Origin of the sequence: Gemmatirosa kalamazoonensis (assembly GCF_000522985.1) — a bacterium.
In the GTDB taxonomy this organism is placed as follows: domain Bacteria; phylum Gemmatimonadota; class Gemmatimonadetes; order Gemmatimonadales; family Gemmatimonadaceae; genus Gemmatirosa; species Gemmatirosa kalamazoonensis.
The window spans coordinates 2,033,566-2,047,971 of the sequence record NZ_CP007128.1 but is presented as its reverse complement, the minus strand read 5'-3'; the positions used below and the strand labels follow the sequence as shown (position 1 = coordinate 2,047,971).

At 72.9% G+C, this 14,406-nt stretch carries 13 protein-coding genes; 11 read left to right on the top strand and 2 right to left on the bottom strand.

Going from position 1 to position 14,406, the window contains the following annotated elements:
• A complete protein-coding gene (locus tag J421_RS08875; protein ID WP_025410823.1) occupies window positions 1–1,074 on the bottom strand; it encodes a helix-turn-helix transcriptional regulator in 1,074 nt (357 codons plus the stop codon).
• A 188-nt stretch (window positions 1,075–1,262) separates the two neighbouring features.
• On the opposite strand from J421_RS08875, the gene J421_RS08870 reads away from it, so the two are divergent.
• The 10 genes from J421_RS08870 to J421_RS08825 all read left to right on the top strand — a co-directional run bounded on the left by J421_RS08870 (window position 1,263) and on the right by J421_RS08825 (window position 12,054).
• Window positions 1,263–2,087, top strand: coding sequence for a cupredoxin domain-containing protein (locus J421_RS08870; RefSeq protein ID WP_025410822.1), 825 nt, complete (start codon window positions 1,263–1,265; stop codon window positions 2,085–2,087).
• Window positions 2,087–2,959, top strand: coding sequence for a DUF5602 domain-containing protein (locus J421_RS08865; RefSeq protein ID WP_025410821.1), 873 nt, complete (start codon window positions 2,087–2,089; stop codon window positions 2,957–2,959). Before J421_RS08870 ends, J421_RS08865 begins: the two co-directional genes overlap by 1 nt.
• Before the next feature lie 97 nt (window positions 2,960–3,056).
• Complete coding sequence (locus tag J421_RS08860; protein ID WP_025410820.1) at window positions 3,057–3,692, top strand: TetR/AcrR family transcriptional regulator; 636 nt, start codon at window positions 3,057–3,059, stop codon at window positions 3,690–3,692.
• A 164-nt stretch (window positions 3,693–3,856) separates the two neighbouring features.
• Complete coding sequence (locus J421_RS08855) at window positions 3,857–5,059, top strand: TolC family protein (RefSeq protein ID WP_025410819.1); 1,203 nt, start codon at window positions 3,857–3,859, stop codon at window positions 5,057–5,059.
• Entirely contained in the window at window positions 5,059–6,039 is a 981-nt protein-coding gene (locus tag J421_RS08850) for an HlyD family secretion protein (protein ID WP_025410818.1), read from the top strand. Before J421_RS08855 ends, J421_RS08850 begins: the two co-directional genes overlap by 1 nt.
• Entirely contained in the window at window positions 6,036–6,971 is a 936-nt protein-coding gene (locus tag J421_RS08845) for an ABC transporter ATP-binding protein (RefSeq protein ID WP_025410817.1), read from the top strand. Before J421_RS08850 ends, J421_RS08845 begins: the two co-directional genes overlap by 4 nt.
• On the top strand, window positions 6,968–7,708 hold the full coding sequence (locus J421_RS08840) for an ABC transporter ATP-binding protein (RefSeq protein WP_025410816.1): 741 nt from the start codon (window positions 6,968–6,970) through the stop codon (window positions 7,706–7,708). Before J421_RS08845 ends, J421_RS08840 begins: the two co-directional genes overlap by 4 nt.
• A gap of 178 nt (window positions 7,709–7,886) precedes the next feature.
• Window positions 7,887–9,008, top strand: a complete 1,122-nt coding sequence (locus J421_RS08835) for an ABC transporter permease (protein WP_025410815.1) — start codon at window positions 7,887–7,889, stop codon at window positions 9,006–9,008.
• Window position 9,009: 1 nt separating this feature from the next.
• Window positions 9,010–10,149 (top strand): ABC transporter permease, encoded by a 1,140-nt coding sequence (locus J421_RS08830; RefSeq protein WP_158508707.1) that lies wholly within the window; start codon window positions 9,010–9,012, stop codon window positions 10,147–10,149.
• A 135-nt stretch (window positions 10,150–10,284) separates the two neighbouring features.
• Complete coding sequence (locus J421_RS08825) at window positions 10,285–12,054, top strand: PAS domain-containing sensor histidine kinase (RefSeq protein WP_025410813.1); 1,770 nt, start codon at window positions 10,285–10,287, stop codon at window positions 12,052–12,054.
• 74 nt (window positions 12,055–12,128) lie between these two features.
• Here J421_RS08825 and cls read toward each other — a convergent pair whose 3' ends face one another.
• A complete protein-coding gene (gene cls, locus J421_RS08820) occupies window positions 12,129–13,604 on the bottom strand; it encodes a cardiolipin synthase (protein WP_025410812.1) in 1,476 nt (491 codons plus the stop codon).
• 64 nt (window positions 13,605–13,668) lie between these two features.
• Between cls and J421_RS08815 the strand changes: the two genes are divergently transcribed.
• Window positions 13,669–14,403 carry a neutral zinc metallopeptidase gene (locus J421_RS08815; protein ID WP_025410811.1) on the top strand — a complete coding sequence of 245 codons (735 nt, stop codon included), beginning with the start codon at window positions 13,669–13,671 and terminating at the stop codon, window positions 14,401–14,403.
• The last annotated feature ends 3 nt before the right edge of the window (window positions 14,404–14,406 follow it).

The window sequence follows — 14,406 nt, the reverse complement described above, 5'->3', positions numbered from 1 at the left end:
TCAGGCCGACTGCCCCAGCAGTGGGTGGTACCCGTCGAAGAACAGCTTCGCGATCAGCGCCTTGCGCCCGTGCACGCCGATCTTGCCGCACGCCCGGTCGATGTGCTCGAGCACCGTGTGCGGCGAGAGGCCCAACGCGGCGGCGATCTCCTTCGTCGACTCCCCGCGCGCGACCGCCGCGGCGATCTCGCGCTCGCGGGTCGAGAGGCCGTAGAGCCGGGTGAGCAGCGTCGCCACCTCGCGCGGCACGGCCGGCCGCACGACGACGACGATCGCGCACTCGCCGTACGCGTCCGGCTCGGCGAGCGACGCACGCAGCACGTACCACCGGCCGGACCGCCCGCGCAACCGCACGTGCGCGTCGGCCGCCACGTCCGCGCGCACGGCGCGCAGCCGCACGACGAGCGCGTGGACGGCGAGCGGCAGCCCGTCCGGCATGTCGAGGCCGACGTCCGCGAGATCGTCGAGCCACGCCGCGGCGAGTGGCGTGCGCGTGGTGGGCCGGTCGCGCGCGTCGAGCACGAGGATGCCGGGCGCGTGGTCCGCGTCGTCGATTGCCCCGCCCCGCGCCGCGGCGAGGCCATGGTCCACGCGCGCGGCCGCCTGCAGGCCGCGGGTGACGTGTGGGATCAGGCGACGTAGCAGGGCGCGCTCGGCGTCGCGCGGCGGCGGGGCGTCGTCCGCGCGCATCATGCACCAGGTGCCCACCAGTCGTCCCTCGGCGGTGAGCGACACCTGGAGCTGCTCGTCGAAGCCGTGCGCCGCGAGCACGTCGCGCGTCGGAGGCGACAGGTCGAGCATCGAGAACACGGCGACACCGGTGCGCGGCACGTCCATCGTTAGGCACGCACAGTGGTACGGGTACAGCCGCTCGACGTATGCCCGCGCCAGGTCGCTGGTCACGCCGTCGGCGACGGTGTGCGTCATCAGGCCCGTGTCCGGGTCGCACGTGCTGAACGCGTACTTGTCGTACGGCACGGCCGGCGCGACGCGCGCGGCGACCTCGCGACGCAGCGTCACCGAGTCGAACCCGGCGTAGCACGCGCGTCGCACGCTTCGATAGACGGCTTCCATGGACGTCTCCCGTTCGCGGCCGGTCCCCAGAACTGGGGACGGCGGGGCGGGACGCGGTCGGCGATCGTGCGCGGTGAGGAGCTCGCGCCGGGACCGCGCCCCTCATCGCACCCTGATCACCGTGCACGCGACGCACAAGTGGTCGGGCGGGCCCGGTGTCTTAACGTCCTGCGCAGGAGGCATACTCGATGTGGTCGTTCCAGCTCGTCGCCACGCTCGCGGGTGCGGCGCTGCTCGCACCCGGCGCCGTCCGCCGGCCGACGCACGCGCCGCCGACCGTGAACGTGGAGGCGACCGACTATGGCTTCTCGATGCCCGCGACGCTGCCGGCGGGCCCGACGACGTTTCGCCTGGTGAACCGCGGCCGCGAGGCGCATCACCTCATGCTCGTCCGCCTCGCGCCCGGCCACTCGGCCGCGGACTACGTGCATGCGCTGAAGCAGGGCGGACCGCCGCCGTCGTGGGCCGCGGCGGCCGGCGGGCCTAACGCGGTCGATCCCGGCGGTACGTCGCTCGAGACGACGGTACGGCTGGACGCGGGGCGCTACGCGGCGGTGTGCGTGATCCCCGGCCCTGACGGCGTGCCGCACGCGATGAAGGGGATGTACCACGACCTCGTCGTCACGCCGGCCGCGACGGCAGTGGCGCGCGCCGCGGCGCCGGCGGACACGGTGACGCTGTACGACTACGGCTTCCGCACGTCGCGCGCGCCGAGGGCCGGCGTGGAGCGCGTACTGGTGCGCAACGCCGGCACGCAGGCGCACGAGCTGGCGATTGCCCGGCTGCTGCCGGGGAAGACGGCCGGCGACGTGGCGAAGTGGGCCGAGAAGATGGCGGGCCCGCCGCCGGCGCACTTCGTGGGCGGCGTGAGCCCGCTCGCGGCGCACGGCGAGAACGAGCTCACGCTGGCGCTGACGCCGGGGCGGTACGCCCTGCTCTGCTTCGTGCCCGACGCGGCCGACGGCAAGCCGCACGTGGCGCACGGGATGATGCACGAGCTGGAGGTGAGGTGATGCGCGCCACGTCCCGCCTCCCATGCCTAACGGCAGCGGCCGCGCTCCTCGCGCTCGCCGCCGCGTGCTCGTCCGACTCGGCGACGGCGCCCGATCCGTACCGCGCGGCGGACTCCACGCTCGACCGCGCGGGGTACGCCCGGCCCGGCGTGCACGTGCAGCTCGGCGCGCCGCAGCCGCTCGGCCACGGCACGGTGCGCACCTACGTGGCGCTCGACGCGCAGAACGGCAACGCGCCGTTCGAGATCGGGGTCGCGCTGAGCGCCGACGCGCTCGATGGGCTGCCGAGCGACGGCGCGATGCAGATGGTGCTGCTCCCGCTGCCCGAGCACGCACCGGCGCCGTACCAGTTCGCGGAGGTCGACTGGAACCCGCAGGGGCATCCGCCGCCGGGCGTGTACACGGTGCCGCACTTCGACTTCCATTTCTACACCGTACCGCAGGCGGCGCGCGACGCGATCCTGCCGAGCGATCCGCAGTTCGCGGCGAAGGCGAACGACCTGCCCACCGGCGACGTCGTGCCGCCGTTCTACGTGGTGCCGGGCGTGCCGGCCGAGCAGGCGGTGCCGATGATGGGCGTGCACTGGTTCGACACGCGCTCGCCGGAGCTGCAGGGGATGCTCGGCCATCCCGAGGCGTATCACCCGTTCACGAAGACGTTCATCTACGGCTCGTGGAACGGCGCATTCACGTTCCTCGAGCCGATGGTGACGCGCGAGTACCTGCTGACGCACCCGGACGACGTGGCGTCGATCTCGGTGCCGCAGCGGTACGCGCAGCCGGGCGACTATCCGACCGCGTATCGCGTGACGTACGACCCGCAGGTGCGGGAGTATCTCGTGGGTCTCACGTCGCTCGTCGCGCGGCAGTGAGTCGCTAGCCGCCAGCGGTAAGGGCCGCCCGTCGGATCCGCCCTTGCGCGGCCGGCGGGCGCGTCGCATGTTGGAGTTAACCAGATAGTCAAACCAGGTGGCTAACCCGCGCGACCGCGACACCGAGCAGCGCATCCTCGATGCGGCCCACGCGGTGTTCCTCCGCCGCGGCACCGCCGGCGCGCGCACGCAGGAGATCGCCGACGAGGCCGGGGTCAACAAGGCGCTGCTCCACTACTACTTCCGCTCCAAGGACCGCCTGGCCGAGGCGGTGTTCGCGCGCATCATGCGCGGCCTCTTCCCGCCGCTCATCGCGCTGCTCGGCTCCGACATGGAGATCGAGGAGAAGGTCCGCCGGTTCGTCGCGTTCGAGCTCGACGCGCTCGCGAAGAACCCGTACGTGCCGGCGTACCTCATCGCCGAGATGAACCAGCACCCGGACCGCGTGCCGCAGCTCGTGAAGTCGCTCACCGGGCTGGAGCTCGGCGGCGTCGTGCCGAAGGTCCGCGCGACGCTGCAGAAGCAGATCGACGCGCGGGTGGCCGCGCGCACGCTGCGTCCGATCGCGGCCGAGCAGTTCGTGGTGAACCTGATCTCGCTGTGCATCTTCCCGTTCGCGGCGCGGCCGCTGCTGTGCGCCGCGCTGCAGCTCGACGCCGCGGGGTTCCGGCGCCTGATCGAGGAGCGCAAGACCGCGCTCCCCGCCTTCTTCCTCGACGCGCTGCGGCCATGAGACGGCCTTCGCTGAACCGCGGAGGACGCACAGGACGCAGAGGACACCAACGGGATTGGTTCTCCTCTGCGTTCTCTGCGTCCTCTGCGGTTTCATTGTTTTGCCTGTCGTTAGGCGCTCCCCTCGCCGCCCAGCCGGCGGACACGCTTCGCCTTCCGGTCGTGATGCGGGCCGCCCTCGCCGCCGACCCGCGGCGGCGGCAGATCGACATCGCGGCGGAGCAGTCGGCGCTGCGGCTGCGCAACCTCGACGCGGAGCGGCTGCCGCAGCTCGCCGCCGCCGGGCAGGCGCAGTACCAGTCCGACGTGCCGCGCGTGCCACTCGCGCTGCCGAACGTCCGCGTTCCGTCGCCGCCGCACGACACGTATGACGCGCACGCGGAGGCCCAGCTCTCGCTCCTCGATCCCACGCGCGCCGCGCGGCGTGGCGCGGAGCGCGCGCAGCTCGCGGAGACGCAGGCCGGCGTGCGGGCGTCGCTGTTCGCGCTGCGGCAGGAGGTGGTGGAGTCGTTCTTCGCCGCGGCCGCCCTCGACGCCCGCCATGCGACGCTCGCCGCGACGCTCGTCGAGCTGGAGGCGCGGCTGCGCGACGCAGTCGTCCGCGTGCGCGGCGGCGCGGCGCTGCCGAGCGACACGGCGTCGATCGCGGCCACGCTGCTGCAGCGGCGGCAGGATCTCCTGCAGGCCGATGCCGACCGGCGCGCCGCGCTCGCCCGGCTGGCCGAGCTCACCGACGCAGCGCCCGACACGAATGCGCCGCTCGCCCTCCCCGACCTCGCCGCGGCGGCGGCGCGGGCGCGTGCGTCGCTCGACTCGGTGCGCGCGCGACCCGAGTACGCGCAGCTCGAGGCGACGCGCGAGCGGCTCGCGCGACAGGCGGAGCTGCAGACGGCGCGCGAGCGGCCGCAGATCTCGGCGTTCGCGCGCGCCGGCTACGGCCGTCCGGGGCTCAATCCGCTCGCCACCGCGTTCGACACGTACTGGCTCGGCGGCGTGCAGCTCCGGTGGACGCCATGGACGTGGGGCACGGCGGCGCGCGAGCGCGAGGCGATCACGCTCCAGCGCGAGGTGGTCGACGCGAACGAGGCCGCGCTCACGCGTCAGCTGCGCCGCGCCGTGGAGGGCGACCTCGCGACGATCGACCGGGTCGCCGCCACCATGGCGCTCGACGACGGCATCGTCGCGCTGCGCGAGGGCGTCGAGCGCGAGACGCGCGCTCGGCTCGGCGAGGGGGTGGTGACGGCCGCGGAGTACGCGAGCCGCGAGGCGGAGCTGCTCGCCGCCCGGCTCGCGCGCGACGAGCACCGCGTCGCGCTGGCCGCGGCACGGGCGCGCTTCCTCACGACACTCGGGTTGGAGATCCCCTGATGCCTAACGCCGACTACACCGCTGCGTGGCTGCGTGGCTGCGTGAGCGCGCGCGACGCAGCCACGCAGCTACGCAGCCACGCAGCGGGGGTACTCCTCAGGATCGCGCTCGTGAGCGTGGCCGCCTGCGCCCCGAAGGACCAGCCCGACGCCTACGGCACCATGGAGGCCCCCGCCGTCGTCGTCGGCGCGGAAGTCGGCGGGCGGCTCATCGCGTTCGCGCCGGTGGAAGGCGACCGACTCCCCGCCGGCGCGACCGCGGCCGTGGTCGACACGACGCCGCTCGTGCTGCAGCTCCGACAGATCGCCGCCCAGCGTGCCGGCGGCGAGGCGCGCACGAGCGAGGTCACGAAGCAGATCGGGGTGCTGCAGGTGCAGCGCGAGATCGCGCGACGCGCCTACGAGCGGACGCGCCGGCTCTACGATCAGCAGGCGGCCACCGCGCAGCAGCTCGACCAGACGGAGCGCGACTACCGCGTGCTCGGCGAGCAGATCGCCGCCGCGCGGTCGCAGCACACCACCGCCGGCCAGGACGTCGCGTCGACCGACGCGCGCGCGGCGATGCTGCGCGACCAGATCCGCCGCAGTCGCGTCGCCAACCCGGTGAACGGCACCGTGCTCGCCACGTACGCGAAGGCCGGCGAGGTGGTGCAGCCGGGCCAGCCGCTGTACCGCGTCGCGAGCCTCGACACGATGGAGCTGCGCGCCTACGTCGCCGAGTCGCAGCTCGCGCAGGTGCGACTCGGCCGCAGCGCGACGGTGACCGTGGACGCGGCCGGCGGCGCGCGTCGAGCGCTGAGCGGCACCGTGTCGTGGGTCGCGTCGGAGGCCGAGTTCACGCCGACGCCGATCCAGACGCGCGACGAGCGTACGAGCCTCGTGTACGCCGTGAAGATCCGCGTGCCGAACGCCGACGGCGCGCTGAAGATCGGGATGCCCGCCGACGTGCGCTTCGTGCCGCTCGCGACCGCCGCGCGATGAGCGCCGCCGTCGAGGCCGAGCGGGTGACGAAGCGCTTCGGCGACACCGTGGCGGTGAACGCGATGAGCTTCACCGTCGCCGAGGGGGAGCTGTTCGGCTTCATCGGTCCCGACGGCGCCGGCAAGACGACGCTGTTCCGCATCCTGGCGACGCTGCTCGTCCCCGACGACGGCGCGGCGCGCGTGCTCGGCCGCGACGTCGTGCGGGAGCTGTGGACGCTGCGGCGCGAGGTGGGATACATGCCCGGGCGCTTCTCGCTCTACCCCGACCTCAGCGTCGACGAGAACGTGCGCTTCTTCGCGTCGGTGTTCGGCACGACGATGGAAGCGGAGCGCGAGGGGATCGCCCCCATCTACGACCAGCTCGCCCCGTTCCGCGACCGTCGCGCCGCCGCGCTCTCCGGCGGCATGAAGCAGAAGCTCGCGCTCTGCTGCGCGCTCGTGCACCGTCCGCGCATCCTCTTCCTCGACGAGCCGACGACGGGCGTGGACGCGGTGTCGCGGCGCGAGCTGTGGGATCTGTTAGGCACGCTGAAGGCGACGGGGCTCACGATCGTCGTGTCGACGCCCTACATGGACGAGGCGGACCGCTGCGACCGCGTGGCGCTCGTGCAGCGCGGCGTGCTGCTCGCCGTGGACACCCCCGCCGCCGTGACGGCGGCGTACGACCGGCCGCTGCTCGCCGTGCGCGCGGCCGACCGCTTCGCCGCGCTCGCCGCGGCGCGTGCCTACCCGCACGCGCAGGCGGTGTATCCGTTCGGCGAGACGCTGCACGTGGCCGACGCGCGGCGCGACGCGGCGCGGGAGCCGCTGGCGCGGGAGCTCGCCGAGTTCCTGCGGGCGCGCGGCATCGCCGACGCGCGCGTCGAGGCGACAGCGCCGACGATCGAGGACGCGTTCATCGCGCGCATGACCGAGGAGGCGGCGGCATGACGGCCCCGGCGATCGAGGCACGCGGTCTCACGCGGACGTTCGGCGCGTTCACGGCGGTGGATCACATCACGTTCGACGTGTGGCCCGGCGAGGTGTTCGGCTTCCTCGGTGCGAACGGGGCCGGCAAGACGACCGCGATCCGCATGCTCACCGGACTGCTCGCGCCAAGCGGCGGCGAGGCGCGCGTGGCCGGGTTCGACGTGTACACCGAGAGCGAGGCGATCAAGCGCGCCATCGGCTACATGAGCCAGCGCTTCTCGCTGTACGACGACCTCACCGTCGGCGAGAACGTGCAGCTCTACGGCGGCATCTACGACCTCACCGACGCCGAGATCCGCGACCGTGCCGCGGCGATGCTCGAGCGGCTCGGCCTCACCGCACACCGGCGCGCCCGCGTGCGCGACATCCCGCTCGGCTGGAAGCAGAAGCTCGCGTTCTCCGTGGCGCTGCTGCACCGGCCACGCGTCGTCTTCCTCGACGAGCCCACGAGCGGCGTCGACCCGATCGTGCGGCGGCAGTTCTGGGAGATGATCTACGAGGCGGCGCACGCGGGGACGACGGTGTTCGTCACCACGCACTACATGGACGAGGCGGAGTACTGCGATCGGATCTCGATCATGGTCGCGGGGCGCATCGAGGCGTGCGGCGCGCCGGCGGACCTCAAGCGGGAGTTCGGCGTGGAGTCGGTGGACGAGCTGTTCGTGCGGCTGGCGCGCCCCGCGGAGGCGACAGGATGAACTGGATGACGGCGGCCGTTCGTTTTGACAGGATGAGCAGCATGGACAGGATAAGCAGCGACACCAGCAACATTTCTGGTGTTGTCGGGCCTGAAGGTCATCCTGTCCGTCCTGTTCATCCTGTCCGAAAGGACGGCACCCGCGTCCTGCCCATCGTGTCCTTGGATCCTGTCTGCGCATGACCGCGCTCACCGGCCTGCTCCGCAAGGAGGTGTACCACGTGCTGCGCGACCGGCGCACGCTCGCGGTGCTCGTGCTGCTGCCGGTCGTGCAGGTGATCCTGTTCGGCTACTCGATCCGCACCGACGTGAACGACGTGCGGCTCGCCGTCGTCGACCCGGCGCCGGACGTGGCGACGCTGGCGCTGCGCAGCGAGCTGCAGGGAACGCCGTCGCTGCGCGTGGTGCGCACGTTCGGCGCGCTCGACGACGACGGGATCGACTCGCTGTTCCAGCGCGGCGCGGCGCAGGTGGTCGTGTCGTTCGAGCCGAGGCTGGCCGAGCGCCAGGCGCGCGGGCTGGCGGCGCGCGTGCTCGTCGTCGCCGATGCCGCGGAGCCGAACGGCGGCAGCGCGCGGCTCGGCTACGTCGTCGCGGTGCTGCGCGGCGCGATGTCGACGCGACCGTCCGCGGGAGCCGGGCCCGCGCCGCTGCGTATCGTGCCCGAGGTGCGCATGCGCTTCAACCCGACGCGCGAGAGCGCGAACCTGTTCGTGCCCGGGCTCATGGCGATGGTGCTCACGATCACGTCGGCGCTCATGACCGCGCTGTCGCTGACGCGCGAGAAGGAGTCGGGCACGATGGAGGCGCTGCTCGTGTCGCCGCTGCGGCCGTGGCAGATCGTCGTCGGCAAGGTCGCGCCGTATCTGGCGATCGGGTTCGCGAGCGTGCTGCTCGTGCTGCTGGAGGCACGGCTCGTCTTCCACGTGCCGGTGCGCGGCTCCGTCGCGCTGCTGCTCGCGGAGGGGCTGCTGTTCATCCTCGTGTCGCTCGCGCTCGGGATCCTCGTCTCGGCGCGCACCTCGTCGCAGCGTGTGGCGATGATGATCGCGCTCGTCGGGACGATGCTGCCGACGATGATGCTCTCCGGCTTCGTCTTCCCGATCGAGAGCATGCCGCGCGCGCTGCAGATCGTGACGAACATCGTGCCCGCGAAGTGGTTCGTGCTGGTGGCGCGCGGCATCATGCTGAAGGGTGTCGGGCTCGGGTACCTGTGGCGCGAGACGCTCGTCCTGCTCGGGATGGCGGTGGTGCTGCTGGCCGCGAGCGCGCGATCGTTCCGCGTACGGCTGGAGGGTTGACGTGCGCCGCTCCCTTCGCCGAGCCCTGTTCCTCGCCCGCGCGGAAGTCCTGCACATCGTGCGCGACCGCGCGACCGTGGCGCAGATCCTCGTCATGCCGCTCGTGCAGCTCCTCGTGCTGTCGAACGTCGCGACGTTCGCGGTGCGGGCGACGCCGACGTACGTCGTGGACCACGACCACACGTCGGTGTCGCGCGGGCTCGTCACGCGGCTGACGGCGTCCGGGCTGTTCCACGTCGTCGGCGCGTCGGCGTCGCCGGACTCCGCGGAGCGTGCGCTGCTCGCCGGACGCGCGACGGCGGTGGTGACGGTGCCGCGCGGCTTCGAGGAGACGCTCGTGCGCGAGCGCAGCGCCGCGGTGGGTCTGGAGATGAACGCCGAGAAGGGATCGGCCGCGGGGATCGTGCAGACGTACGCGGCGCAGATCGTGGAGGCGTACGCCGCGGAGCTCGACGCGGCGCGTCGGCCGATCCCCGCGGGCCCCGCGCGCGGCGCCGGCCGGCTCGAGCTGCGGCAGCGCGCGTGGTACAACCCGACGCTCGACTACCGGCACTACATGGTGCCGGGCATCCTCGTCGCGCTCGTCACGATGATCGCGACGCTGCTCGCCGCGCAGAACATCGCGCGGGAGAAGGAGGCGGGCACGCTGGAGCAGCTCAACGCGACGCCGATCACGCGGGCCGAGTTCGTGGCGGGCAAGCTGCTGCCGCTGTGGGCGCTCGCGCTGCTCGACCTGTCGTTGGGCCTCGCGGTCGGGCGGCTCGCCTTCGGCGTGCCGATACGCGGCAGCCTGCTGCTGCTGTTCGGCGCGGCGTGCGTGTATCTCGTCGTCGCGCTGGCGATCGGGCTCTGGATCTCGACGCTCGTCGAGACCCAGCAGCAGGCGATGTTCGTGACGTTCTTCGTGCTCATGGTCTACCTGCTCATGAGCGGCCTGTTCACCCCGATCGACAGCATGCCGCGGTGGGTGCAGATCGTGTCGCTGCTCAACCCGGTGCGGCACTTCGTGTCGATCTCGCGCGCCGTGCTCGTGAAGGGCGCCGGGCTCGGCGCGATCCTGGAGCCGCTCGGCGCGCTCGCTGTCTACGCGGCGGCGATGGTGACGATCGCGGTGCGACAGTACTCCAAGCGCGCGGCGTAGGACGAGGGCAGGAGGGCAGGAGGGCGCGCGCGAATCGCGCGAGGGCAGGAGAGTCCGAAGCTCTCCTGCCCTTCTGCCCTCCTGCCCTCCTGCCCTCTCCGTTCGCTGGCAAAGAACTTGACCAGCCCAACGCCCATGCCCGCCCCGCCCACCGCGCCGCTCGACACGCCGGACCCCGACCCATCCGGGAGCGACGCCGGCGCGACCGCGCGCGACCGGTTCGACGCGGTGAGCCGCGCCTCGCCGGTCGGGATCTTTCACGCCGATCTGAACGGAACCGTCACATACGTGAACCCGCGCCTGCAGGCGATCGCGGGGCTCGGCGAGGACGACCTGCGCGGACGGCGGTGGCTCCGCTTCGTGCACCCGGACGACGTGCCGACCCTGCTGCGCGGATGGACCGCGGCGAACGCGGCGCGCCGCGAGTACGAGCACGAGTTCCGCGCGCTGCTCCCCGACGGGCGCGTCCGCTGGCTGCACGGGCGCTCCGCCGTCGTCTGCGACGCCGCGGGGACGCCGGTGCAGACCGTCGGCACGGTGGAGGACGTGACGGCACGGCACGTGGCGGTGGAGAAGATGCGCGGGCTCCTCGCGATCTCCGAGGCGCTCGCCCGCGCGTTAGGCGCCGGGGACGTCGTGCGCGCGGTGGCGGAGCACGCGGTGCCCGTGGTCGGTGCGCGGTCGGCGATCGTCATGCTGCTGAGCGAGGACGCCGAGGCGCTGGAGCTCGTCGGCGAGGAGGGCACGGGCGCCGAGTCCGCGGACTGGCGGCGCGTGCCGCTCACGATGCACGTGCCCGCGGCCGACGCCATGCGCGACGGCGGGCCGGTCACGCTCGCCTCGCCCGACGAGATGGCGGCACGCTACCCGCACGTCGCGCACGTGTGGCAGGCGCTCGGCGCGCGCGCGCTGGCGACGTTCGCGCTCGAGGCGGAGGGACGGCGGTTCGGCGCGATCGCGTTCCGCTTCCCGCACCCGCGCGTGTTCCGCGACTCGGAGCTCGCGTTCCTGCGCGCGGTGGTGAACCAGTGCGCGGTGTCGCTGGAGCGCGCGCGGCTGTTCGACGAGGCCCGCGCGGCGCGCGAGGCGGCGTTCGAGGCGAGCCGCGCGAAGAGCGAGTTCCTCGCCCGCATGAGCCATGAGCTGCGCACGCCACTGAACGCGATCGCCGGCCACCTGCAGCTCATCGAGATGGGACTCCACGGTCCCGTCACGACCGCGCAGCACGACGCGCTCGCCCGCGTCGGCCGCGCACAGCGGCACCTGCTGGGGCTCATCAACGACGTGCTGAACTTCACGCGGCTGGAGTCGGGGCGCGTCGAGTACCAGCTCACGCCGCTCCGCGTCTCCGATGTGCTGCTCGACGTCCAGCCGATGGTGGAGCCGCAGCTCGCCGCGAAGCGGCTCGCGTTCGACGTGCAGCTCCCGGAAGACGACGGATCGCCGCCACTGCTCGTGTGGGGCGACCGCGAGAAGCTCGTGCAGGTGCTCCTCAACCTGCTCACGAACGCGGCGAAGTTCACGCCCGAGGGCGGGAGCGTCGCGCTACGCCTCGGCCCGAGCGACGGCGCGCCCGACCGGGCGACGATCACGGTGCGCGACACCGGCGTCGGGGTGCCGCGCGACCGGCTCGAGGCGATCTTCGACCCGTTCGTGCAGGTGAACGCGTCGCTCACGCGCGAGCATCAGGGCTCGGGGCTCGGCCTCGCGATCAGCCGCGACCTCGCGCGCGGCATGGGCGGCGACATCACCGTCGAGAGCGCGTTAGGCAGCGGCTCGACGTTCACCGTGCACCTGCGCCGCTCCGTCCTCGACGACGGCACGACCACCGACCGCCGCAGCCACAGCACGCGCCGGCACGGGCACGAGCGGCGAAGCGGCGTGGACCGGCGGCAGCAGGACTAGGGCAGGAGGGCAGGAGGGCAGGAGGGCAGGAGCTTTCGCCTCTCGTGCCCTCCTGCCCTCCTGCCCTCCTGCCCTCACTGCAGGGACGCCGTGAGGCGCGCCAGGTTGTCGAACAGCTGCGCGGCGAGCGGGCGGCGGCGCCACGTGTTGAGCTCCACGCGTGTGCTCTCCCGCAGGTACGACTCCTCGACGCGGCGCAGCCCCTCCACCACCTCGGCGTCGTAGCAGAGCAGCGTCACCTCGAGGTTCAGCGTGAGCGAGCGCATGTCGAGGTTGCTGGAGCCGATCACCGCGATGTCGTCGTCGATGCCGATGTGCTTCGCATGGAGGAGCTTCGGCGCGCGGTACTGGTAGACCTTCACGCCCGCGACGAGCAGCTCCTCGTAGAACGAAAGCTTCGCGTGATGCACGAAGAACTGGTCGGCGACCTCGGACGAGAACAGCGTCACGTCCACGCCGCGCTGGGCGGCGGTGGTGATCGCCATCATGAGCGACTCGTCGGGGACGAAGTACGGGCACGCGATCGTCACGCGGCGGCGCGCGGCGTGGATCAGCGCGACGAACACGCGCAGGTTGTTGAACGTCTCGTAGGCCGAGCCGCTCGGCAGCACCTGGCAGAGCGCGCGCCCCGTCATCGGCGGCGTCACGTCCGCGTCCGGATCGCCGTCGGGGTCGAGCATCACGCCCGTCTCGGCGAACCAGTCGGCGACGAACGCGGCGTTCAGCTCGAGCACCACCGGCCCGCTCACGAACGCCACGAGCTCCACGTAGCGCACGCCGAGCCGCCGGTTGCGCCGCACGAGGTAGCTCTCGTCGATGACGTTCATCGAGCCCGTGAAGCCCATGGCGCCGTCGACGACGAGGATCTTGCGGTGGTTGCGCAGGTCGGGGCGGTTCCACTCGTTGCTGAACGGGCGCAGCGGCAGCATGAGGTGCCACGCGATCCCCGACGCGGTGAGCCGCCGCCGCAGCGCGCGATGCCCCGGCCACTTCCGCGCGCCGACGTGGTCGAACAGCACGCGCACCGCGACTCCGCGCCGGTGCGCCCGCTCGAGCGCGGCGACGAACGGCTCGGTCGTCGCGTCGAGCGTCATGATGTAGAACTCGACGTGCACGAAGCGCCGCGCCGAGTCGATCGCGGCGACCATCTGCGCGAGCGCGCCGCCGTAGTCCGGGAGCAGCGTCACCGTGTTGCCGGCGCACGCGGGGAGCCCGCCTAACCGCTCGGCCAGACGCACGATCGGCTCGTGGCGCGCGGACACCGGGGGATCGAAGATCCGCTCCGCGGTCTCGTCGCGGCGCGCCATCTCGCGCGCGATCACGCCGTCGATGGTGCGCTGCTGCGCGCGCCGGCGCCGCGAGAGCTTCGGGCTGCCGATGAGCCAGAACAGCACGAGCCCGACGTACGGCACGAGCAGCACGAGCATCAGCCACGCGGTCGCGGAGCCGGGCCGCCGGTTGCGCGGCACGACGAACAGCGCGGCGACGATGATCAGCCACTCGAGCGCGTAGGCGATCGTCGCGATGACCGTCCAGGGGGTCTGCGTCACGCGCGGTAATCTGTCCGGAAACCCGGCGGCGCGGAGGGGGTACCAATGAGCGGAGGAGACGACCATGACCCGACTCGATTTCCAGCGTTGGGCGCTCACGCTCGGCGCCCTGCTCGTGCCGGCGCTGACCCAGGCCGCGCCGGTCGCCCCGGCCCCCCGCGACGCCACCGGCATCACCGCCGCCGACGTCGCGGCGTCGAACGCGAAGGTGAGCGCGGCGTTCGGCGATCTCGTGACGACGTGGGGCAGCGCGTTCGCCGACATCGGTGCCCGCTTCGCGCAGCCGGACCTCGTGCGCTACCGCGGCGCCGTGCGCACGGCGTGCGGCGTGATGCGCGGCGGCAACGCGGGCTACTGCATTCGCGACAACACCGTGTACTACGATGACGTCTTCGTCGCGTCGCAGGCGAAGGCCGCTGCGCAGCGCCTCGGCACCGACGGCGACATGGCCGCGGTCGGCGTCATCGCGCACGAGATGGGGCACGCGGTCGCGATGCAGCTCGGCCACATGTGGCGCACGTCGTACCGCAACGAGGCGGTCGCCGACTGTCTCGCCGGCGCGTTCGCGCGCTCGGCCGACCAGCGCGGCCTGCTCGAGCGGGGCGACGTGGACGAGGCCTTCTACGGCATGGCCTCGGCCGGCGATCCCACACCGCAGCTCACCGGCGACGACCGCGTCGATCGCGTGATCCTCGTGCGCGCGGCCGCGATGGGCCATGGGACCGAGGAGCAGCGCGTGGGCAACTTCCGCCAGGGGCTGCAGGGGGGAGCGGGAGCGTGTCTGGCGGAGTTCCGATGAAGC